At 53.2% G+C, this 20,863-nt stretch carries 21 protein-coding genes; 13 read left to right on the top strand and 8 right to left on the bottom strand.

Annotated features, from left to right (window positions below; genetic code table 11):
• From F6S08_RS09420 to kdpF, 5 genes are all read right to left on the bottom strand, one after another.
• A partial coding sequence (locus F6S08_RS09420) for a helix-turn-helix domain-containing protein (protein ID WP_409999756.1) occupies positions 1 to 540 on the bottom strand: 540 nt, incomplete at its 3' end.
• Between the two features lie 107 nt (positions 541 to 647).
• A complete protein-coding gene (kdpC, locus tag F6S08_RS09415) occupies positions 648 to 1,193 on the bottom strand; it encodes a potassium-transporting ATPase subunit KdpC (protein ID WP_315871327.1) in 546 nt (181 codons plus the stop codon).
• A 64-nt stretch (positions 1,194 to 1,257) separates the two neighbouring features.
• Complete coding sequence (gene kdpB, locus F6S08_RS09410; protein WP_409999753.1) at positions 1,258 to 3,321, bottom strand: potassium-transporting ATPase subunit KdpB; 2,064 nt, start codon at positions 3,319 to 3,321, stop codon at positions 1,258 to 1,260.
• Between the two features lie 9 nt (positions 3,322 to 3,330).
• Complete coding sequence (kdpA, locus tag F6S08_RS09405) at positions 3,331 to 5,025, bottom strand: potassium-transporting ATPase subunit KdpA (RefSeq protein WP_065928096.1); 1,695 nt, start codon at positions 5,023 to 5,025, stop codon at positions 3,331 to 3,333.
• 9 nt (positions 5,026 to 5,034) lie between these two features.
• Entirely contained in the window at positions 5,035 to 5,124 is a 90-nt protein-coding gene (kdpF, locus tag F6S08_RS09400) for a K(+)-transporting ATPase subunit F (RefSeq protein ID WP_003218754.1), read from the bottom strand.
• Between the two features lie 414 nt (positions 5,125 to 5,538).
• On the opposite strand from kdpF, the gene eat reads away from it, so the two are divergent.
• Both eat and F6S08_RS09390 read left to right on the top strand, forming a co-directional pair.
• Positions 5,539 to 6,903 carry an ethanolamine permease gene (gene eat / locus F6S08_RS09395; RefSeq protein ID WP_065928097.1) on the top strand — a complete coding sequence of 455 codons (1,365 nt, stop codon included), beginning with the start codon at positions 5,539 to 5,541 and terminating at the stop codon, positions 6,901 to 6,903.
• A gap of 110 nt (positions 6,904 to 7,013) precedes the next feature.
• Entirely contained in the window at positions 7,014 to 7,181 is a 168-nt protein-coding gene (locus F6S08_RS09390; protein ID WP_003172675.1) for a DUF2897 family protein, read from the top strand.
• A gap of 6 nt (positions 7,182 to 7,187) precedes the next feature.
• Here the strand turns inward: F6S08_RS09390 and F6S08_RS09385 are convergent, their stop codons facing one another.
• Together F6S08_RS09385 and F6S08_RS09380 are read right to left on the bottom strand one after the other, a co-directional pair.
• On the bottom strand, positions 7,188 to 8,036 hold the full coding sequence (locus F6S08_RS09385) for an urea carboxylase-associated family protein (RefSeq protein ID WP_027604148.1): 849 nt from the start codon (positions 8,034 to 8,036) through the stop codon (positions 7,188 to 7,190).
• A gap of 15 nt (positions 8,037 to 8,051) precedes the next feature.
• Positions 8,052 to 8,696 (bottom strand): GntR family transcriptional regulator, encoded by a 645-nt coding sequence (locus F6S08_RS09380; protein ID WP_315871325.1) that lies wholly within the window; start codon positions 8,694 to 8,696, stop codon positions 8,052 to 8,054.
• A 132-nt stretch (positions 8,697 to 8,828) separates the two neighbouring features.
• Between F6S08_RS09380 and F6S08_RS09375 the strand changes: the two genes are divergently transcribed.
• Positions 8,829 to 9,407 (top strand): TetR/AcrR family transcriptional regulator, encoded by a 579-nt coding sequence (locus F6S08_RS09375; protein ID WP_315871324.1) that lies wholly within the window; start codon positions 8,829 to 8,831, stop codon positions 9,405 to 9,407.
• 17 nt (positions 9,408 to 9,424) lie between these two features.
• On the opposite strand, the gene F6S08_RS09370 is transcribed toward F6S08_RS09375, so the two are convergent.
• Entirely contained in the window at positions 9,425 to 9,757 is a 333-nt protein-coding gene (locus tag F6S08_RS09370; RefSeq protein WP_027604151.1) for a ComEA family DNA-binding protein, read from the bottom strand.
• Positions 9,758 to 10,281: 524 nt separating this feature from the next.
• Here F6S08_RS09370 and F6S08_RS09365 point away from each other — a divergent pair.
• The 10 genes from F6S08_RS09365 to F6S08_RS09320 are packed head-to-tail and all read left to right on the top strand — an operon-like array spanning position 10,282 to position 20,840.
• Positions 10,282 to 11,712, top strand: a complete 1,431-nt coding sequence (locus F6S08_RS09365) for a mannose-1-phosphate guanylyltransferase/mannose-6-phosphate isomerase (protein WP_065947437.1) — start codon at positions 10,282 to 10,284, stop codon at positions 11,710 to 11,712.
• Positions 11,705 to 12,790, top strand: coding sequence for a GDP-mannose 4,6-dehydratase (gmd, locus tag F6S08_RS09360; RefSeq protein WP_065947436.1), 1,086 nt, complete (start codon positions 11,705 to 11,707; stop codon positions 12,788 to 12,790). The genes F6S08_RS09365 and gmd overlap by 8 nt, the downstream gene beginning before the upstream one ends.
• A gap of 20 nt (positions 12,791 to 12,810) precedes the next feature.
• Positions 12,811 to 13,740 carry a GDP-L-fucose synthase family protein gene (locus F6S08_RS09355; protein WP_065947435.1) on the top strand — a complete coding sequence of 310 codons (930 nt, stop codon included), beginning with the start codon at positions 12,811 to 12,813 and terminating at the stop codon, positions 13,738 to 13,740.
• Entirely contained in the window at positions 13,737 to 14,909 is a 1,173-nt protein-coding gene (locus tag F6S08_RS09350) for a DegT/DnrJ/EryC1/StrS family aminotransferase (RefSeq protein WP_315871323.1), read from the top strand. Before F6S08_RS09355 ends, F6S08_RS09350 begins: the two co-directional genes overlap by 4 nt.
• The gene (locus F6S08_RS09345) at positions 14,909 to 15,520 is read left to right on the top strand and encodes a CatB-related O-acetyltransferase (RefSeq protein WP_098480026.1); all 612 of its coding nucleotides are present in this window, start codon (positions 14,909 to 14,911) and stop codon (positions 15,518 to 15,520) included. The genes F6S08_RS09350 and F6S08_RS09345 overlap by 1 nt, the downstream gene beginning before the upstream one ends.
• A complete protein-coding gene (locus F6S08_RS09340; protein WP_315871322.1) occupies positions 15,517 to 16,527 on the top strand; it encodes a glycosyltransferase family 10 domain-containing protein in 1,011 nt (336 codons plus the stop codon). Before F6S08_RS09345 ends, F6S08_RS09340 begins: the two co-directional genes overlap by 4 nt.
• A complete protein-coding gene (locus F6S08_RS09335; protein WP_315871321.1) occupies positions 16,517 to 17,968 on the top strand; it encodes a hypothetical protein in 1,452 nt (483 codons plus the stop codon). The genes F6S08_RS09340 and F6S08_RS09335 overlap by 11 nt, the downstream gene beginning before the upstream one ends.
• A 1-nt stretch (position 17,969) precedes the next feature.
• On the top strand, positions 17,970 to 18,836 hold the full coding sequence (locus F6S08_RS09330) for an alpha-1,2-fucosyltransferase (RefSeq protein WP_315871320.1): 867 nt from the start codon (positions 17,970 to 17,972) through the stop codon (positions 18,834 to 18,836).
• The gene (locus F6S08_RS09325; protein ID WP_315871319.1) at positions 18,833 to 19,789 is read left to right on the top strand and encodes an NAD-dependent epimerase/dehydratase family protein; all 957 of its coding nucleotides are present in this window, start codon (positions 18,833 to 18,835) and stop codon (positions 19,787 to 19,789) included. Before F6S08_RS09330 ends, F6S08_RS09325 begins: the two co-directional genes overlap by 4 nt.
• A complete protein-coding gene (locus F6S08_RS09320) occupies positions 19,779 to 20,840 on the top strand; it encodes a glycosyltransferase family 2 protein (protein ID WP_065947431.1) in 1,062 nt (353 codons plus the stop codon). Before F6S08_RS09325 ends, F6S08_RS09320 begins: the two co-directional genes overlap by 11 nt.
• The last annotated feature ends 23 nt before the right edge of the window (positions 20,841 to 20,863 follow it).

Genomic DNA, 20,863 nt, shown 5'->3' with positions numbered 1-20,863 from the left:
GGCCCTGCACGCTAAAATCAGCCGCGACGCATGGTCTGTGACGGTCAAAGGGAAGCACATCTGAGCATTAAGCATCTTGAACTGCCCTTTGTAGTCAGCACACCACGTCTTGTTAGGTTCGTCGGCCTTTCGCATTTGTGCGTGGGAAATGCTGTGTCGGCGTTTGAAGCGCCGCTTTTTGACGAGCCCAAGTCGGTCAAGCCATTGACCGGCCGTACTTGGAGAGGGCCAGGTGACGGAGGGATCTTCCAGCCGTAATAGCTCGAGAAGCTTTTTCGGCCCCCATTTATCGTGAGCCTCCTTCATCGCGACTACACGGGCCAAAATCTCGTCGTCGGTTTTATTTGGGCTGTTGTGAGGTCGCCGGGACAGTTCGGATAAAGACCTCAAATCGCCGTCGTGCCGGGCAATCCACTTATCGACGGTAGGTCGGCTAACGTCAAAGCGGCGTGCCAACTGGCTTTTGGTGAAGTTGCCAGAAAGCCAATCAGCTACCAGCTTGATTCTTTGATTCATGGGGGACTCTTGGTTCCAGGGCATGATCAGTTACCTCCTGATCATGCGTATTAGCCTGTAAACCATGTCCCCGGTTAGAAATGTAAACGATGTCCCCGGTTTGTACCGGGGCAAGCCCCCTCCCACAGGGTTCAGAGTTTTTCCAGGGCCATGTTCAGCGCCAGCACATTCACCACTGGCGGCCCCACCAGCGGGCTTTCGATATGTGCATCCAACAACCGTTGCAGGGTCGACACCGGCACATTTCGCGCGGCAGCCACCCGTGCCAGTTGATAGGCAATCGCCTGGGGTGGCAAGTGTGGATCAAGACCGCTGCCGGAGGTAGTCAGCGACACCAAAGGCACCGGGCCCTGGCCGGGCACCAACTGTTTGTTCGCGTCATCGAACACGCGGGTGGCCAAGGCCGGGTTGCTGGGGCCGAGGTTACTGGCGCTGCTGGAAACCGTCGCAAAGGCACCCGCCGAAGGGCGCGGATGGAACCAGCTGTCACCGGTAAAGTCCTGGGCGATCAGGCTGGAGCCACGCACTTTGCCGCCGGCATCGCGCACCAGGCTGCCGTTGGCCTGGTCCGGGAAGGCGACTTGGGCGACACCGGTCACCACCAGTGGGTAGGCCACGCCGGTGATCAGGGTCATGAGCACCAGCAGGCTCAGGGCCGGGCGGATTATGTTGGACATTTCAAATTCCTCAATTCGGTCTTTGCAACCTGTGGGCACCGGGGTGGTGCCCACAGGCATCGGGTCACACCAGGTGCAGCGCGGTCAGCAGCATGTCGATCGCCTTGATGCCCACGAACGGAACCAGCAACCCGCCCAGGCCATAGATCAGCAGGTTGCGCCGCAGCAACGCCGCCGCACTCGCGGCCTGCACACGCACACCGCGCAGCGCCAGGGGAATCAGCACCACGATGATCAGCGCGTTGAACACGATGGCCGAGAGAATCGCGCTCTGGGGGCTCTGCAAGTGCATCACGTTGAGCACGCCCAACTGCGGGTAGATCGAGGCGAACAACGCCGGCAGGATCGCGAAGTACTTGGCCACGTCGTTGGCGATGGAAAAGGTGGTCAACGCACCACGGGTCACCAGCAACTCCTTGCCGATCTGCACCACGTCCAGCAGCTTGGTGGGGTCGCTGTCGAGGTCGACCATATTGGCGGCCTCGCGGGCGGCCTGGGTGCCGTCGTTCATCGCCATGCCGACGTCCGCCTGGGCGAGTGCCGGGGCGTCGTTGGCACCGTCGCCGCACATCGCCACCAGGCGGCCGTCGTTTTGCTCGTGACGGATGCGCGCGAGTTTTTTCTCCGGGGTCGCTTCGGCCAGCACGTCATCCACACCGGCTTCGGCAGCGATCGCAGCGGCCGTCAGCGGGTTGTCACCGGTGACCATCACCGTGCGAATCCCCAGCTTGCGCAGCTCGGCGAAACGTTCGCGGATACCGGGCTTGACCACGTCCTTGAGGTGGATCGCACCGAGCAATTTGCCGTCGGCACACACCAGCAAGGGCGTGCCGCCGCTCTGGGCGATCTTGTCGATTTCCCGCGCCAATGCCGGTTGCAGGTCGCCGCGTGGCTGGCCGATAAACGCCAGCAACGAATCCACTGCGCCTTTGCGGAACACGCGGCCCTGGTAGTCGACACCGGACAAGCGGGTTTCGGCGCTGAACGGTACCGCGGTCAGTTCATCCAGGGATGGCTCGGCCTGCGGGTGCAGAGCCCGCAGGTATTCGACGATGGATTTGCCTTCTGCCGTGTCATCGGCCAAAGAAGCAAACAACGCACCTTCGGCCACTTCCTTGCCGCTGACGCCAGGCGCCGCAACCACCGCCGCACACCGACGGTTACCGAAGGTGATGGTGCCGGTCTTGTCCAGCAGCAACACATGCACGTCACCGGCCGCCTCCACGGCACGACCGGACTTCGCGATCACATTAAGGCGCACCAGACGGTCCATACCGGCAATACCGATGGCCGACAACAAGCCACCGATGGTGGTAGGAATCAGCGTCACCAGCAGTGCGACCAAAAACACCAGCGGCAAGCTGCCGTTGGCGAAGTGGGCGAAGGGCTGCAAGGTCACGACCACCATCAGGAAGATCAGGGTCAGGCCGATCAGCAGGATATCCAGCGCGACTTCGTTGGGAGTTTTCTGACGCTTGGCGCCTTCGACCAGGGCGATCATGCGGTCCAGGGTGGACTCGCCGGGGTTGGCGGTGATGCGGATCAGCAGCCAGTCCGACACCAGCCGCGTGTTGCCGGTGACGGCCGAGCGATCGCCGCCGGACTCGCGGATCACCGGCGCGGACTCACCGGTGATCGCCGCTTCGTTGACCGCTGCGATGCCTTCGATGACCTCGCCGTCGCCGGGAATCATTTCCCCGGCGGCCACACGCACCACATCACCTTTACGCAGACTGGTGGCCGGCACGACCTTGAAGCTGCCATCGGCTTCCTTACGCCGCGCGCTCAGGCCTTCGCTGCCGGCCTTGAGGCTGTCGGCACGGGCCTTGCCGCGTCCTTCGGCCAAGGCTTCGGCGAAGTTGGCGAACAGCACGGTGAACCACAGCCACACGGCGATTTGCACGGCCACATACGTCGGTACGGCGGTGTCGGGCACAAAGCACAGCACGGTGGTGAGGATGGCGGTCAGCTCGACCACCAGCATCACCGGCGAGCGTTGCAGCTGGCGCGGGTCCAGCTTGACGAACGCCTGGACCAGCGCCGGGCGCCACAGGGCAGAGACGGCGGTTTTGGCGGGTTCCTGGGTTTTGACCGGGGCCGCGTTTTTTGCAGGCATATTCATGTTCATATCCCCTTTTTAGAAGCCCATGCTCAAGTGTTCAGCGATGGGCCCCAGCGCCAGCGTCGGCAGGAAAGTCAGGCCGCCCACCAGCAAAATAGTCACGGTCAACAGGGTCACGAACAGCGGACCATGGGTCGGGAAGCTGTTCTGGCCAATCGGTGCGGTCTTCTTCATCGCCAGGCTGCCGGCCAGGGCCAGTACCGGGAGGATGTAGCCGAAGCGGCCGATCAACATGCCCAGGCCCAGCATCAGGTTGTGGAACGGCGTGTTGGCACTGAAACCGCCGAACGCCGAGCCGTTGTTGGCGCTGGCCGAGGTGTAGGCGTACAGCAACTGGCTGAAACCATGAGGGCCAGGGTTACTGATCGCGCCGGCTGGGCCGGGCAGGCTCGCGGCGATGGCACCCAGTACCAGCACGCCCACCGGCATCACCAACAGGGTCACGACCAGCAGCTGCACTTCCTTGGCCTGGAGTTTCTTGCCCAGGTATTCCGGGGTGCGCCCGATCATCAGGCCGGCCAGGAACACCGCGATCAACACGTTGAGCAACATGCCGTACATACCGGCGCCGACGCCGCCGAAGATCACTTCGCCGACCATCATGTTGACCAGCGCCACCATCCCACTGAGGGGGTTGAGGCTGTCTTGCATGCCGTTGACCGAACCGTTGGACGCCGCCGTGGTGGTCACCGACCACAACACCGTGCCGGTGGTGCCGAAGCGCGCTTCCTTGCCTTCCAGCGGTGCGGTCTGCTCGACGGCCGGGTTGTTCAAGGTCGGGTTGGGCTGGTATTCGGACCACAGGGAAGTGGCGCCGCCGATCAGGAACAGCGCCAGCATGCAGCCAAGGATCGCGCGGCTCTGGCGCAGGTCTTTCACGTAGTGGCCGAAGGTGAATACCAACGCCACCGGGATCAGGATGATCGAAGCCACTTCGAACAGGTTGGCCCAGGCGGTCGGGTCTTCAAACGGGTGCGCCGAGTTGACGCCGAAGAAGCCGCCGCCGTTGGTGCCCAGTTGCTTGATCGCAATCTGGCTGGCTGCCGGGCCCAGGGGGATCACTTGATCCACGCCTTGCAGGGTCACGGCATCCACATAGTGCGCGAAGGTTTGCGGTACGCCCTGCCACACCAGGAACAGCGCCAGCACCAGGCACAACGGCAGCAGGCCGTAGAGCGTGGCGCGGGTCATGTCGACCCAGAAGTTACCCAGGGTCCTGGCGGATTTTCGCCCGATCCCACGGCACAGCGCGACCAGGACGGCCAGGCCGGTGGCCGCACTGACGAAGTTCTGCACGGTCAGGCCAGCCATCTGGCTGAGGTAGCTCAGGGACGCCTCACCGCTGTAGGACTGCCAGTTGGTGTTGGTCATGAAACTGACCGCGGTATTGAAGGCCAGGGTCCATTCCTGGCCCGGCAATTTCTGCGGGTTCAGTGGGAGATAGTCCTGGAACAGCAGGATCGCGAACAACAGCAAAAAGCCCGCGAGGTTGAACGCGAGCAAGGCCAGCATGTATTTCTGCCAGCTTTGTTCCTGATGTTCATCCACCCCCGACAGGCGATAACAGGCTTTTTCGACAGGCCCCAGCACCGGGCTGAGCCACGTGCGCTGGCCTTCCATCACCTTGTAGTAGAACCGCCCCAGGAACGGCGCCGGCACCAGTACCACGGCAAAGAAGGCAATGATCAGCCAATAGTCATAACTGTGCATGGCCAGCTCCTAGTTCCGATCCGCGCGTAACAGCGCAACCAGCAGATAAATGAACAGCGCCACGGCCAATAGCAGTGACACCCCGTCCAGAACGCTCATGGAAGTCTCTCCGTTTAGCGGCGAGTGCCGCGTGTGGGGCAATTGTCCGCAGGAGTGGCGTAAAGGAACGAGAGCGACGGGGTGGGCGGGGCGTAAAGATGGCGTAAAGAGTGGGTTTATGCGGGGTTTACACTGGGGGTTCCAGCGTCTGGGCGGGCGCTATCGGGGCATGGGTATCTACACAACTTCCAGTGAATACGGAATCTATGGCAATTAGGCTTCTGTGGGAGGGGGCTTGCTCCCGATAGCGCCGGCACCGTCACCGCCGCACCTATCTGGTGCGACGCCGGCAAATTTCAAACGCCAAACCATCCCCCACACGACAGTTGCGCCGCTTTACGACAATGATTCTCAGGCTGGCATGGCCGCTGCAACACCTTGAATCATTCCAAACCGTTCAGGGAGCGCAGCACGATGAACACACAACTCAAACCCACCTTGGGCACCCTGCATTTATGGGGCATTGCCGTCGGGCTGGTGATTTCCGGGGAATACTTCGGCTGGAGCTACGGCTGGGGCGTGGCCGGGACCTTGGGCTTCCTGGTGACCTCGCTGATGGTCGCCGCGATGTACACCTGCTTTATCTTCAGTTTCACCGAGCTGACTACCGCCATTCCTCACGCAGGCGGGCCGTTTGCCTACAGTCGTCGCGCCTTTGGGGAGAAAGGCGGCTTGATCGCAGGCCTCGCCACCCTGATCGAATTTGTCTTCGCCCCGCCTGCCATCGCCCTGGCGATCGGCGCGTATCTGAATGTGCAGTTCCCGGCCCTGGACCCCAAGCATGCGGCCGTCGGTGCCTACATCGTATTCATGGGGCTGAATATTCTCGGCGTGAAACTGGCCGCGACCTTCGAGCTGGTGGTGTGCGTGCTCGCCGTCGCCGAGCTGCTGGTGTTCATGGGCGTGGTCGCGCCCGCGTTCAGCTTCAGCAACTTTGCCCTGAACGGTTGGGCCGGTTCCGATACCTTCGGCGCCCCGGCGGTTGCCGGGATGTTTGCGGCGATTCCGTTTGCCATCTGGTTTTTCCTGGCCATCGAAGGCGCGGCCATGGCGGCCGAGGAAGCAAAAGATCCGAAGCGCACCATTCCAAAGGCCTACATCAGCGGCATCCTGACCCTGGTGATCCTGGCCATGGGCGTGATGTTCTTCGCCGGCGGCGTGGGCGACTGGCGCACCCTGTCGAACATCAACGATCCACTGCCGCAGGCGATGAAAACCGTGGTGGGCGACAACTCCGGCTGGCTGCACATGCTGGTCTGGATCGGCCTGTTCGGCCTGGTGGCGAGCTTCCACGGCATTATCCTGGGCTACTCGCGCCAGTTCTTCGCCCTGGCCCGCGCCGGTTACCTGCCCTCCTTCCTCGCCAAATTATCGCGCTTTCAGACACCACACCGGGCAATCATCGCCGGTGGCGTGGTCGGCATCGCCGCCATCTACAGCGATGGCCTGATCAACCTGGGTGGCATGACATTGACCGCGGCGATGATCACCATGGCGGTGTTCGGTGCCATCGTGATGTACATCATGAGCATGCTCAGCCTGTTCAAACTGCGTAAGACCGAGCCGCTGCTGGAACGTACCTTCCGCGCGCCGGGTTATCCGATCGTGCCCGGCATTGCGCTGGCGCTGGCCGTGGTGTGCCTGGTGGCCATGGCGTGGTTCAACACGCTGATCGGGCTGATCTTCCTCGGCTTTATGGCCGTGGGTTTCATCTACTTCCAGATGACCGCACAGGACCGTGCCGATGCACCGGCAGATGCAATGTTGACCGGGCTCTAAGGTTTCGAGGCAGAACGGGCCTACACTGAACTACTCAGAAAGCCCGTCACTCAAAGTAGTTATTGCCGTGGGAAAATTCTCCGACGGTAATCTGCCTCAAGGAGAGCCTTATGCCGTGGTATGCGTGGTTGATTATGGTGGTTGCGATTGGGTCGATCGTCGGAGGGCTGATGATGCTGCGTGACAGCGCCAACAAGGTGGAACTCACCGACGAACAACGCAAGCGCGTGGCCGAGCGCAATGCCCAGGCGGACGCCAAGGACGCGCAGGACCGCTAGGACCGCTTACTCCCAATCCGCCTTGGCAATTTGCAACCCGTGCTGCCCTTTATAGGCAGCACGCTCCGGCTGGCTCCAGCCGTCCAGCAACTCGTCCTCCAGCCGATAGATCTCAACCCCCAACGGACGGCACACCGTCAGCGGATCCTGCGCATCCGGCCCCCACATCGGCAGCGACAAATCCCCGCCCGGGCACGTCGACAGCGCGCAGAGCAAATCAATCTCGGCAAAGAACTCCAGGTAATCGCCCTTCTGCGCCGGGCAGGCTTTCATGAAATACATGTCGTCGTGATTGAGGCCCGTGCACTGGAAAATATTCAGCACGTCATGCACGTCGAATTCCGTCAGACCGTGGGGTAATACCGCGCGGGTCAGGTTGGAGTGGCAATGGTGATGGAAGTCCTCGCCGGTGAGCATGCGGTTCACATAGGGATCGCACCGCGTCCCCAGCAAGTCATGCAGACGCCCGCCGTGCTCATCGATGCCGTAACTGGCCAGGCTGTCATCGGTGATGGTCACCAGTGGCCTTAGAAATGGCAGATTCGACCATAGCCGGTCATGAGTGCTCACATGCGCCCCCTGCAACTGACGGGTACGTGCAGCCCAAAGACGTTCGCGGGGGTCATTGGCGTTCCACACATTGAAGTCCCCCACCTGCGGGCCCACGGGCGTGGTAACACGAAACACATGCCCGGCGGGCACCTTCCACGCCCTGCCCGTGCGAATCGGTACCTCGAACTGCTCGATCAAGCTGCGCTGATCTTTTCGGTCACGAATGCGCTCGTAAAATGCCGCGTCGACCTGCAACGCCGAACCCTTGCTGACCTGATAAGCGGCCGGATAGTCTTTGTACATGATGCAGATCCTCGATCAGGGGTGGGTAAACAGGGCCAAGGACAGGCGTTCCGAATCATCCAGGTACAGGCTCATCGCCTCCCCTGCCGCCGGTTTGTCCTGCTGGACCAGCCATTGATAAATCTCACGGTCACGCTCCAGCCAGGGCGACTGGAAACGTTGCTCATCAGGCGCGGCGCAAAACACCAGGCGCAACTGGGCGATGACCTGGGCAAAAAACTCATCGAACAACGGGCTGCCCATCAACCCGACGATGTGCTGATGGAACAGCAAACTGTGGGTGGCCACCGCACGCCAATCCTCGCGCTCACGGGCCAGGGTGGTGGCGTCAATGGCGTTTTGCAGGCGTTCGGATTGCTCGTGCGTCAAGGCATCGCTTCCGGCGATGGCCTGCAACTCCAGGGTACGGCGGACTACAAAAAGGTCGCGGACTTCCTCACGCTCCAACCGCCGCACCATAACGCCCTTGTTACGCACATAACGGGTCAACCCCTCCTGCCCCAGACGATGCAAGGCTTCGCGAATCGTATTGCGCGACGCACTGTAGGCCTTGACCAGATCCACCTCGACCAATGCCATGCCTGGCAATAACCGCCCCGCAATGATGTCGGCACGCAGCTCCAGGGCAATCTGGTCGGCTAAAGACAAACTGAGCGTCATGACTACCTCACGATTGTTGAACAATCCTCCGTCTAGATGTAATCACATTTCATGCCAACGCCTTGCATGCCGACGAGTGTGTAAAAAAGGTCAAGTTGGCTAAAATGCCCGCCTGTAACCGAGGCATGCCCCATGCGTTATTCACAAAACCACAAAGCCCAGACCCACCAACGCATCATCACGGAAGCCTCTGCGCGCTTTCGCCGCGATGGCATCGACGCCACCGGCCTACAGCCACTGATGAAAGCGTTGAACCTGACCCATGGCGGCTTTTACGCGCATTTCAAATCCAAGGGCGAACTGGTGGAGACAGCCCTGCAGGCGGCCGCCGCAGACCTGGACGCCCATTGCGACATGCTGTTCAGCCAGGAGCAGCCGCTGGGCGCGTTTATCGACAGTTACCTGTCGGAATGGCACCTGGCCTCCCCGGACCAAGGCTGCCCGCTGCCAACGATGTGTTCAGAACTGGGGCTCCGAGGCCAGCCCAGTGCGACTACAGACCAGGTACTCAACGCAAGGCTCAAGCAAATAGAAACGGCATTGGGAGATGAGCGTTGCGATGCAAAGAGCCTGGTGATGATGTCGACACTGGTGGGCGCATTGGTACTGGCCAGGAGTGTTGAAGCCCCTCAATTGGCAAGACAGATCATGGCCGTGGTGCGCGAACGCCTGAAAACGCAGAACCCGGAGGGCAAAAAGGCCGATCAATGACCGGCCTCCTGGATGAATCAGTTGATGGCCAGCCTATCGCGATTCTTCTCCAGCAGCGCCTTGCCAATCCCCTTCACTTCCAACAACTCATCCACCGCCGTGAACGGACCATTGCTTTCGCGATAGGCGATGATCGCCTGGGCTTTAGCGGCACCGATACCGAAGAGGTCACGACGCAGGGTCTCGGCATCGGCGGTGTTCAGGTTGACCTTGGTGGACTGCTCGACCTTGGTCATCTGGGCGGTGATAGGGGTTGGAGCTTCGGGTTTGATGGACGGGGCTGCGGTGGTGGTGACTGAGAGGGTCGTGAGGAAGGCGAAGATTAGGGAGGTGAGGTAGGTGTTTTGCATTGGTGACGCTCCATGACAGTGTAAGAGAAAAGCAGCTTTTCCGAGGCTGCTTTTCTAACTTAGGTGACTACAGAGCCATGTCAAAAATGACGAGGTTACAAAGTATGTGATGCGTAAGGTCATAGCGGACATGCGCCCCACAGATCAATGCAGTCACCGCCAATCGGAAACTGTAAGCCTCCAAAAAACAGCTAAAAAATGACGTCAGAGTCCTTGCATGAGGTAAAACTTGAAGCACGCCAAGCATAAGGTAAACTATTAGGTTAGCGTACCTGATGGCAATATAGAGTTAGTCAAAAAAATGGCAACTCGCCCTTAGAGGGTTTCACAAACGTCCGGCGAAAAGGATTTTTTGACTTGTATGAAACTGAAAAGCTCTTACGGCGTGGAGTCAGGCAGCTACCACAAAAAGACCAAGCATATCAACGCCGCTAGATATCTTTATAGATATTTCAATTCGTCGAGATCCACGTAGGTAATGCCATTTACTGGCTTTTTAGGCTTTTTGTTCAAGTAGACCACTGATGACATCTAACTCAATCACCCCGGTTATTCTCTGTGGCGGCTCTGGATCTCGGCTATGGCCGTTGTCACGCAAAAGTTTTCCAAAACAGTTTGTACCTCTAATCGGGGAGAAAAGCCTGCTACAACTGACACTGGAACGCGTATCTCTCCTCGCGGATCATGTGCTGTTAGTCGCTTCTGAAGATCACCGGTTTCTAGTCTCTGAGGGCCTTCACTCGACACAGTTGAAGGGCGCAGTGATTCTGGAGCCGTCTGCTCGGAACACGGCAGCCGCCATGACACTTGCAGCGCTGAGCAGTGTGAAAGAAGGGCGAGACTTACTGCTGTTTTGCCCAGCTGATCACCACATTCCGGATGCGGAAGCTTTCGCAAGAACCGTGCGGCTTGGCGTTGCTCACGCCCAAGGCGGAGCAATCGTCACCTATGGCGTACTGCCGAGCTTTCCCTCGACCGCTTATGGTTATATCCAGCAAGGCCTTGCTCAAAAGGATGGGTGTAGCCGCGTCGAACGTTTTATAGAAAAGCCCGATGCTGCCACCGCGCAGACCTTGCTCCTGCGGGGCGATGTCTTGTGGAATGCAGGGATTTTCCTGTGCAAAGGCACAGTACTGATTGATGCGATGGAACGCCATGCACCGGACATTCTGGAGGTCTGCCGAGCATCCTTCGATGAGGCAACGTCAGAACGGCTCGCAGGTGGAACATCTTTTATCCGCCCTGCTGCTTCGAGTTTTGCGACCTGCCGTGCAGAAAGCATTGACTACGCCGTAATGGAGCACCATGACCATGTAGTAGTAGCTCCATTCAGCGGGCAATGGAGTGACGTAGGTAGCTGGAATGCGCTGGCTGAAATGACCGAAGCCGATGAATTCGGCAACAGAATCCACGGCCAAGGCCGAATAAGCCAATCCCGAAACACGTTCATCCACGCGCCACACCGACCAGTCGTCGCATTAGGCACTGAAAACCTGTTGATTATCGATACCCCGGATGCAGTCCTGATAACCCACAGAGATCATGTAGAACACGTTAAAAACGTCGTCCTGCAACTGGAAAAAGAAAACTGCAGTCAGGCGATCACCCATCGAAAAGTTTCGCGACCCTGGGGTTGGTACGACAGTATTGATACGGGCGATCGCTTTCAGGTCAAAAGAATTGGTGTGAAACCAGGCGCCTCGTTGTCACTGCAAAAACACCATCACCGAGCCGAACACTGGATCGTTGTAAAAGGGACGGCCGAAGTGACACGCGGCGCTGACACTTTTATTTTGACCGAAAACCAATCCACGTACATCCCCATCGGGGAAATCCATCGCCTGAAGAACCCGGGAATGGTTGAACTTGAGATAATAGAAGTCCAATCCGGTAGTTATCTGGGTGAAAACGATATCGTTAGATTCGAAGACAATTATGGAAGAGCAAATGATTAAGAAAGCACTCATCACAGGCGTAACTGGACAAGATGGCGCCTATCTTGCTGAATTATTGTTGAGCAAGGGCTACGAAGTACACGGCATGAAGCGCCGGAGCTCGTTGTTCAACACCGCTCGCATCGATCATCTATTCCATGACGTACATGACAAGGGCCTGCCTTTTTTCTTGCACCACGGAGATATGACCGACTCGTCCAGCCTGACGCGCATTATCCAAAAAGTGCAACCGGACGAAATTTACAATTTGGCAGCGCAAAGCCACGTAGCGGTCTCTTTTGAAGAGCCTGAATATACTGCCAACTCCGATGCACTCGGTGCGCTGCGTATTCTTGAAGCCATCCGAATTCTTGGCTTGGAAAAAAAGACCCGTTTCTATCAGGCGTCCACTTCCGAGCTTTACGGCCTCGTGCAAGAAACGCCACAGAAAGAAACCACGCCTTTCTACCCACGCAGCCCCTACGCCGTTGCGAAGCTATATGCCTACTGGATCACCGTCAATTATCGAGAGGCTTACGGGATCTACGCCTGCAACGGAATACTTTTTAACCACGAAAGTCCGATTCGAGGCGAAACCTTCGTCACGCGCAAGATCACTCGCGCACTTGCTCGGATAAAACTCGGCCTTCAAGAATGCCTGTACCTGGGCAATATGGATTCTTTGCGGGACTGGGGTCACGCAAAAGACTACGTAGAAATGCAATGGCTGATGCTGCAACAAGAAACCCCCGAAGACTTTGTTATAGCAACAGGCGTGCAATACAGTGTCCGTGATTTCGTTAACGCAGCGGCCAGCGAACTAGGCATTAATATTACCTGGCAAGGCTCGGGCGTAGACGAAAAAGGGTACAGCGAGGATGGTAAATGCATCGTGGCAGTAGACCCAAGATACTTCCGCCCAACTGAAGTGGAAACACTACTGGGAGATGCAACCAAAGCGAAAACGAAGTTGGGTTGGACGCCAAAAATCACATTCGAAGAACTCGTCAGTGAGATGGTGCGCGAGGACCTTAAAAGCGCGGAGCGTGATGAGCTTGTCAATCAACACGGCTACACGACGTTCAGCTATAACGAATAATTGAGTTGGCTACCCATCCAATGAGCACGAAACGAATACTGTTGACAGGCGGAGGAGGAATGGTAGGGCGCAACTTGCTCGACCATCCCGAGATTGGCGAGTTTGAAGTATTAGCTCCGCGCAGCAGCGAGCTGGACCTGCGGGATTTTCTCGCGGTGCAGGCTTACGTTGAGCGGCATAAGCCTGACTTCATCATTCACGCGGCAGGAAAGGTAGGAGGGATCCAAGCGAACGTCAGGGAGCCTGTGAACTTCCTTCGAGACAACCTTGATATAGGTCGCAACGTCGTCAGCGCAGCACAGCTCGCAGGCGTGCCCCGCCTGATCAATCTCGGTAGCTCCTGCATGTACCCTCGCAACCATACCGGATCGCTCAGCGAAGATATGGTGCTGACGGGAGAACTGGAGCCGACCAATGAAGGCTATGCCTTGGCCAAAATAGTGACAGCGCGACTGTGCGACTATATTTCACGTGAAAACCAAGGACTTCAATATAAGACGCTGATCCCCTGCAATATCTTCGGACGTTTTGACAAATTCGATCCTGCTCACTCACACTTGTTACCGGCTATTATTCACAAACTCCATATAGCGAAGAAAACGGGGGCGCCCTCAGTCGATGTGTGGGGAGATGGTTCTGCCAGACGGGAGTTCATGTATGGGGGCGATTTGGCAGATGCACTAATACACGCAATTAAGCATTTTGAGTCGGTCCCTCGCTATATGAATATAGGTCTGGGTAACGACCACTCAATAAATGACTACTACCGCACTGCAGCCACAGTAATGGGCTATGAAGGGACGTTCGAGCACGACCTTACTAAACCTGTGGGCATGGCGCGAAAACTTGTGAACATCGAGCGCCAAATATCGTGGGGATGGAAGCCGCGACATAGTTTGCAAGAAGGTATTGAAAAGACTTATAGCTATTATCTGGAGCATCAACAATGAGCATTAAATTTCCGCTGGCTACCTCCTCATGGGAGAAGGAAGAGCTTGAAGCGATGCAGCGCGTCATCGCCACCGGCATGTTTACAATGGGTGAGCAGGTCAAGGCATTTGAACGGGACTTTGCGGAATTTGTAGGCAGTAAGCATTGTGTGATGGTGAACTCCGGATCGTCGGCCAACCTGTTGATTGTCGCCGCACTGTTTTACACGCAAAACGCCTCCATCAAGCTACAAAGAGGCGACGAGATTATTGTTCCTGCAGTTTCATGGAGCACTACCTACTACCCACTTTACCAGTATGGTCTGAAGATCAAATTTGTAGACATCGACCTCCACACGCTCAATTACGATCTCGAACAGCTCGAGCTTGCTGTAACGGATAAAACCCGCGCAATCATGGCGGTCAATTTACTTGGTAATCCAAACGATTTTGGGCGTATTCAAGAAATCATCGGCGATCGGAAAATCGTGCTGATTGAAGATAACTGCGAATCCATGGGCGCAACTTATAACGGCAAACAGGCCGGTACATTCGGCGTAATGGGCAGCTTCAGCTCCTTCTTCAGTCATCACATCTCAACGATGGAGGGAGGCTTGATCGTAACCGACGATGAGGAGTTGTATCAGATCTTGCTGTCGCTTAGAGCGCACGGCTGGACTCGCAATTTGCCCAAGCAAAACCTGGTGTGCAGCGATAAAAGCGATGATCCATTTGAGGAGTCGTTCCGCTTTGTGCTGCCGGGATATAACGTCCGTCCTCTGGAGCTTGAGGGTGCGCTGGGCGTTGAGCAGGTAAAACGCTTGCCTAGCCTGATCGAAGAGCGGCGTAAAAATGGATTGCTGCTACAGGCCGCAATGACAGACCACCCAGACATTATTATCCAACGAGAGCTTGGAGAGTCCAGCTGGTTCGGGTTTAGCCTAGTGATTCGCCCAGGCAGTAAGTTGACGCGCAAATATCTCGTAGAAAAACTTACTGACCTCGGCTTTGAGTGTCGACCAATTGTAGCCGGAAATTTTGCAAAAAATGAAGTGGTTAAATATTTCGACTCAGAAGTACACGGTGACCTGAAAAATGCTGAGCATATTGACCGATTCGGGTTATTTGTAGGGAACCACCACTACTCCATACCAGAGGCATTCAATCTTCTTAAAAGCATTCAAGCCTAATGCGATTTATTTCGGCATTTAAAAATAAGATTGCAATAACTTGCAAGAATATGCGTGGACGGAACAACGTTCGATCTACGCATGTTTCTACAAAAGCTATAGGGGCCTCAATCGGCATCGAAACACTCTATGAGACTCATGTAGACTCAGAAAGCAGGATTGGCAGCTATACTTATATCGGCGAACACACAAATATTACCAAAAGCAATATCGGACGTTTTTGCTCAATTGCTAACAACGTATCTATCGGTCAGGGCGAGCACGTACTTGATCATATTTCCACATCATCTATTTTTTATAAAACCCCTTGGAAAACACTTACCCAGCATGATTGCAATATTGAGAGTGATGTGTGGATCGGCGTTGATGCGGTAATATTACGAGGTGTTAACGTCGGCTTCGGAGCAGTGATCGCCGCGAACGCAGTTGTGACCAAAGATGTTCCGCCCTTCGCTATAGTTGGTGGCGTTCCTGCGCGATTGATCAGGTACCGTTTCTCCGCAGATGATCAGAACCTTATTCTTGCTTCCCGATGGTGGGAACACGAGCACCATGAAGCAAAATCGATAATCCAACAGTTGGAAGTTAACATAAGCAGGTCCAAGCAATGAAAGTTTCCATACTTCGCGCTCCAGGTATGCGCAACAATACAATCTTTGATCTTGGAAGCCCTCAGAATAGGGACAATTGCTTTGCGCCCTACGCCCTACTGAGAGAAGAACTGCTTAAAAAAAACATACAACTACAAACGTCAGATATCGCAACACAAAGTCCAGTTGCATTTGAATTACATCAAGATGTACAGCCAGACTCATTGAGCGTAGATAAATATTTGATGTTATTTGAAACGAAATTCATCAAACCTGAAAATGGAAATCACAAGCTGTTTTCCAGTTACCGTAAAGTTTTTACATGGGATGAGCGTCTCGTAGACAATGATCACATCATTAAAATAAATTTCCCAAATGAATTACGAGTTAATGACGTAGACGGTATTACTTCAAGGAATCAATTTTGTTGCTTAATCTCCAGCAACAGAGCACTAACGATAGCCAGCACTAATGACCTCTACTCTGAACGGATCATTGCAATAAAATGGTTCGAAAAAAATGCGCCCGCAGACTTCCATCTATACGGGATAGACTGGAATTTACCCGCGGCAAAAGCTGGCTATATCGGAAAAATTCAACGGCGAACGTGGCCATTTATTAACCGCGTTCTAAAATCAGAACCGTTCCCGAGCTACCGAGGGAAAATAGAAAGCAAATATGAAGTTTTGAAAAAAACCAGATTTTCCATTTGTTATGAAAATGTCAAAGATTTACCCGGATATATAACTGAAAAGATTTTTGATTGTTTTTTTGCAGGCTGCATTCCTATTTATTGGGGTGCCAGCAATATAACCGACTATATCCCGGCAGATTGTTTTATAGATCGACGCAAATTTAGCAACATGCAGGATCTCTATAACCTCCTAAAAAAAATGCCAGACTCTGAATACACCGCATATCAACAGCGCATCGCAGACTTTTTAAAGAGCAAGCTGGCTCATCCATTTAGTTCACCGTTCTTCGCGGAGACTATCGTAAATACGATAGTTAAAGACCTTGAACGTTAAAAAAGAATTATTAATAATCAGCTCCGGCCGACTTATCTCAACGTTGATTGCTCTGATTTCAATTCGCGCTGTCACCTCATTCCTTCCGCCCGAGAAATACGGTGAGTTGGCCATATTAATAACGATTCAAATGCTGTGTGGTTTATTTCTTATAAATCCCGTCGGTCAACACATAAATTTGAATACCCACAGGTGGTGGGATGACAAGACGATAATTCCGAGGCTAAAATCGTATCGCTCTTACGTCATTGCCTCCTCTACTTTTGGGGCAATTATTGCTTTAGGAGTCTTTCCCCCTACCAACTCGACGATGATTATTTTAAATATATTCCCTGTCTTTGCTATGGTCGTTGCCGGAACATGGAATGCAACGTTCATCCCAATGTTAAACATGCTTGGGTTTCGAGGGCACTCAGTTTTTTGGTCGATAGTAACGTCTTCTACGAGTCTTGTTACTTCGATATTGCTTGTAGCCATATGGACGTCAGCAACCTCATGGTTTGTCGGCCAAGCGATAGGAATGGCGGTAGGTGCATTGGGAGCACGATACCAGTTAAATAAACAAGTCTCAGTGGAGATTCGTCGCCAGCCGAAAATTCCATTATTATCCAAAGATGTGATTATCAGCTACTGTCTACCGCTATCACTTGCGGCAGGCCTTATGTGGATTCAACTATCGGGCTATCGATTTGCCATTCAATTTTATTGGGGCTTGGCGCAGCTTGGGTTCATTGCTGTCGGGCTTCAATTGGCTGGCCAGATATGGGCCTTGATCGAATCGCTTGCAATTCAATTCCTGTACCCGTTTTTTTTCCGCAGGGTAAGCGAACAATCTGACAACTCGGAGATTGAACTAGCAGTCTCAGATCTACTGAATACTTTGGTGCCAACTTATCTCTTGATCGCAGGCTTGACGATCTTAACGGCACCTTATCTCCTGAAATTACTAGTTGCTCCAGAGTACAGTGATGCTTGGCTCTTTGTAGCTGCAGGAGCGATTGTGGAGCTCTGCAGAGCGTTAGGAAATCTCCTTGGTAACGCCGCGCATGTACGGAGAAAAACAATCTCTCTTGCAACGCCTTACGCACTCGGCGCAACGGTGATTATAGTCTGTATTTTTTATTCTGGTACACGCCAACTTGATATAAAATGGGCCGCAGCAGCCTTAGTGGCAGGTGCGCTAGCCATGATAGTTAGTATGACTGCAAATATGTATACCCAAGTTAAATTCAAACTGGATAAATTTCGCTGCTTCAGCTCACTCCTTTGCATGCTAGGAATGGCGAGTCTTATCGACAGTATCCCATATGCTTCCAGCTGGATTAGCGCAATAGGATATATCATAATTACGTCGCTAATCGTAGCTTGTTTATTATTTATAATGCTATGGAAAAACCCTGCAACCTCTAGATTACTTAGTGTGCAATTGAGGAAAATTTGAAATGATAATTGCGCATATTATAGGCGGCCTAGGCAACCAAATGTTTCAATATGCAGCTGCCAAGGCACTTTCTGTAGAAAAAAATACAGAGTTACTCCTAGACGTTACTTCTTTCGATTCATACGCCCTTCATCAGGGCTTTGAGCTCAATAAAATATTTAGCGCCGACTTTAAAATAGCCAGTAGCTCGGACATAAAAAAAATTCTCGGCTGGCAAGCCCCTACTATCGTTCGTAGTGTTCTGCACCGCCCTCGTCTTACCTGGTTGCGCAAAACCACATTGAGTATTGAACCATCATTTCAATACTGGCGGGGTTTTCAGGACTTATCGGACAACACCTATCTGAGTGGATACTGGCAGAGCGAACGCTACTTCAAAAATATTGAATCTATTATCCGAAAAGATTTCTCGTTCAAGCTACCTATGGACAATGAAAATTCGCGCATTGCAAACTTAATCAGCAATACAGAGGCGGTGAGCCTACATATACGAAGAGGCGACTATGTGAATAACTCAGCATATAGCGCATGCTCTTTGGATTACTACCAGGCTGCCATAAGCCATTTTACTCACATGAATAAACCGCCAACATTTTTCATTTTTTCAGATGATATAAACTGGGTCAAAGAACATTTAAAAATAGAGCACCCTCACTGTTACGTAGATCATAACAATGGGGCAGCAAGCTACAACGACATGAGACTTATGAGTCTCTGCAAACACAACATCATTGCGAACAGTTCATTCAGTTGGTGGGGAGCTTGGCTAAATGCGAATAATGACAAAATCGTCATTACACCGAAAAGCTGGTTCAACACTAATAATCATATAGATGATCTTATCCCGCCGACCTGGATCAGCCTATGATCAGTAAATTCTCGCCAGGTCTAACCACACTCGTTATTGGGGGTGGAGGCTACATCGGTCACTTTCTTGTTGCACAACTGGTGGCGTCAGGAAGAAACGTGACGGTCCTTGGGCGAAGCGCTAAGCCGCGCTATGAGGTTCCCCTAGGGGCTAAGTATATAGCCGGAGATTTTGCCCATAAGAATCTTATTTGCAAGATATTGAATACGCATCAGGAGGTAATCCATCTCGCTTATGCGACAGTACCCAATACATCTTTTGAAAACCCATTAGCTGATTTGGAGCAAAACCTCCCAGCTACTGTGCAGTTGTTTGCAGAGGTCGCTCGCCGTGGATTAAAGCTGGTACTCGTTTCCTCAGGCGGGACGGTGTACGGTGAAGCGCTATCTCTGCCTATAAGTGAAGAGCATCCCACAAAACCGATATCACCTTACGGTGTGACGAAGCTTACGTTGGAAAGTTATGCTTTTCTTTATGCTATGACCCATAATCTTCGGTTCACCTGTGTTCGCCCTGCAAATGCATATGGTACTGGTCAACGTCCGTTCATCGGTCAAGGCTTTATAGCCACTGCAATCGCCTCATCAATAAAAGGTTCTGCTATCAAAGTTTTTGGCCAGGCTGGAAGCGTGCGAGACTACCTCTACGTCAGTGATGTAGCCTCCGGAATATTTCATGCGTTGGAAAACGGTAAACTGTCGGAGATTTACAATCTAGGATCAGAAGTGGGCCTCAGTAATATGGATGTAATTGAAATAATGAGACCTATAATGAAAGATATCGATTGCGATATCAAGGTTGAACATTTACCAAAGCGGGGCTTTGATGTGAGTACAAATATTCTCAATTCTCAAAAGCTCAAGAGCCACACAGGCTGGGGCCCTAAAGTTCATTTTCTAGATGGCCTTTTAACAACCAGAGATTGGCTATGGAAGCACCGTCATGAATTCTGATGAATGCAATACTGCACCACTTATTTCAGTGATTCTTCCGGTATATAACGGTGCTGCACACCTGGCATCCGCGATCGATTCAGTATTAAATCAGACCGTGTCTAATTTCGAGCTGATAATCATTGATGATGGTTCAACGGATAATTCACTCAGCATCTTACGAGAGTACGAAAAAATAGATCGCCGCATTAGACTTTCTAGCAGAGTGAATGCTGGCCTCGCTAATACACTCAACGAATCCATCGCTCTAGCTACAGGCACGTGGATTGCGCGTATGGACCAAGATGATATCGCAATATCGACGAGATTTGAAAAGCAATTAGAGTATTTAAACTACTCAGGTGCCGACATCGTTGGAAGTTGGGTTAAACGATTTGGTACGACTGATAAACGCATTGTCAAACTGCCGGAATCCGACAGTGCAATTAAGATAGCTTTACTCTTCATATCACCTTTTGCACATCCCACAGTCATGATGCGCGCCGACTTTGTCAAGCGACTACAATATAGACACAAGTGGGATAAGGCGGAAGATTATGATCTCTGGGTTCGTGCGGCAATTTGCGGCTGGAAGATGGCTAACGTACCCGAGGTTCTGCTTAAATATCGAGTTCACACCACTCAAATTTCCACCTCCTCTGCTTTGCGGCAATTGAATTTATCAAGAGGTATTCAGGAAAATTATTGGAATCACTTGCTAACGCAATGGGGATGTGACACTTCATGTGTTAGCTCAGTTGTGAACATTTATAACAGTGGGTACAAGGTCTCCGTTGAGGATGTCGACATGGCGCTTACTTATGTCTTACAGCACTCCGAAAAAGAAACCCACGAGATGATATTCAAAAACGCATTTAGAATGTACATCAGGATCGCGGCAGATCACCCAAATTTAGCTGAGCGCTGGAAAAAGCTGTGTAATAATTTCTCAATTGTGCCTTCAAAAAAATCTATGATCACAATAAAAATATTGTGCTTTTTTAGAATTCGTCCGGAAGGAAAGTTTTTTATTGGAGCACGACGGGCGCTGGTCTTTCTAAATTTTAGATAAAAACCTCTTTCTAAATATAGAGA

This window comes from Pseudomonas sp. JV449 (genome assembly GCF_032424295.1).
In the GTDB taxonomy this organism is placed as follows: domain Bacteria; phylum Pseudomonadota; class Gammaproteobacteria; order Pseudomonadales; family Pseudomonadaceae; genus Aquipseudomonas; species Aquipseudomonas marginalis.
The sequence above is the reverse complement of the archived record's forward strand: the minus strand, read 5'-3'. Positions and strand labels throughout refer to the sequence as shown.

What these genes read in the sequence shown, in the direction of transcription:
- gmd (WP_065947436.1), top strand. Translation starts at nt 11,705, where the DNA reads ATGATTAAGAAAGCACTCATCACAGGCGTAACTGGACAAGATGGCGCC.
- kdpC (WP_315871327.1), bottom strand. Translation starts at nt 1,193, where the DNA reads ATGTCCAACATAATCCGCCCGGCCCTGAGCCTGCTGGTGCTCATGACC.
- F6S08_RS09385 (WP_027604148.1), bottom strand. Translation starts at nt 8,036, where the DNA reads ATGTACAAAGACTATCCGGCCGCTTATCAGGTCAGCAAGGGTTCGGCG.
- F6S08_RS09390 (WP_003172675.1), top strand. Translation starts at nt 7,014, where the DNA reads ATGCCGTGGTATGCGTGGTTGATTATGGTGGTTGCGATTGGGTCGATC.
- F6S08_RS09325 (WP_315871319.1), top strand. Translation starts at nt 18,833, where the DNA reads ATGATCAGTAAATTCTCGCCAGGTCTAACCACACTCGTTATTGGGGGT.
- F6S08_RS09345 (WP_098480026.1), top strand. Translation starts at nt 14,909, where the DNA reads ATGCGATTTATTTCGGCATTTAAAAATAAGATTGCAATAACTTGCAAG.
- eat (WP_065928097.1), top strand. Translation starts at nt 5,539, where the DNA reads ATGAACACACAACTCAAACCCACCTTGGGCACCCTGCATTTATGGGGC.
- F6S08_RS09355 (WP_065947435.1), top strand. Translation starts at nt 12,811, where the DNA reads ATGAGCACGAAACGAATACTGTTGACAGGCGGAGGAGGAATGGTAGGG.
- F6S08_RS09380 (WP_315871325.1), bottom strand. Translation starts at nt 8,696, where the DNA reads ATGACGCTCAGTTTGTCTTTAGCCGACCAGATTGCCCTGGAGCTGCGT.
- F6S08_RS09340 (WP_315871322.1), top strand. Translation starts at nt 15,517, where the DNA reads ATGAAAGTTTCCATACTTCGCGCTCCAGGTATGCGCAACAATACAATC.
- kdpB (WP_409999753.1), bottom strand. Translation starts at nt 3,321, where the DNA reads ATGAACATGAATATGCCTGCAAAAAACGCGGCCCCGGTCAAAACCCAG.
- F6S08_RS09350 (WP_315871323.1), top strand. Translation starts at nt 13,737, where the DNA reads ATGAGCATTAAATTTCCGCTGGCTACCTCCTCATGGGAGAAGGAAGAG.
- kdpF (WP_003218754.1), bottom strand. Translation starts at nt 5,124, where the DNA reads ATGAGCGTTCTGGACGGGGTGTCACTGCTATTGGCCGTGGCGCTGTTC.
- F6S08_RS09365 (WP_065947437.1), top strand. Translation starts at nt 10,282, where the DNA reads ATGACATCTAACTCAATCACCCCGGTTATTCTCTGTGGCGGCTCTGGA.
- kdpA (WP_065928096.1), bottom strand. Translation starts at nt 5,025, where the DNA reads ATGCACAGTTATGACTATTGGCTGATCATTGCCTTCTTTGCCGTGGTA.
- F6S08_RS09375 (WP_315871324.1), top strand. Translation starts at nt 8,829, where the DNA reads ATGCGTTATTCACAAAACCACAAAGCCCAGACCCACCAACGCATCATC.
- F6S08_RS09320 (WP_065947431.1), top strand. Translation starts at nt 19,779, where the DNA reads ATGAATTCTGATGAATGCAATACTGCACCACTTATTTCAGTGATTCTT.
- F6S08_RS09330 (WP_315871320.1), top strand. Translation starts at nt 17,970, where the DNA reads ATGATAATTGCGCATATTATAGGCGGCCTAGGCAACCAAATGTTTCAA.
- F6S08_RS09370 (WP_027604151.1), bottom strand. Translation starts at nt 9,757, where the DNA reads ATGCAAAACACCTACCTCACCTCCCTAATCTTCGCCTTCCTCACGACC.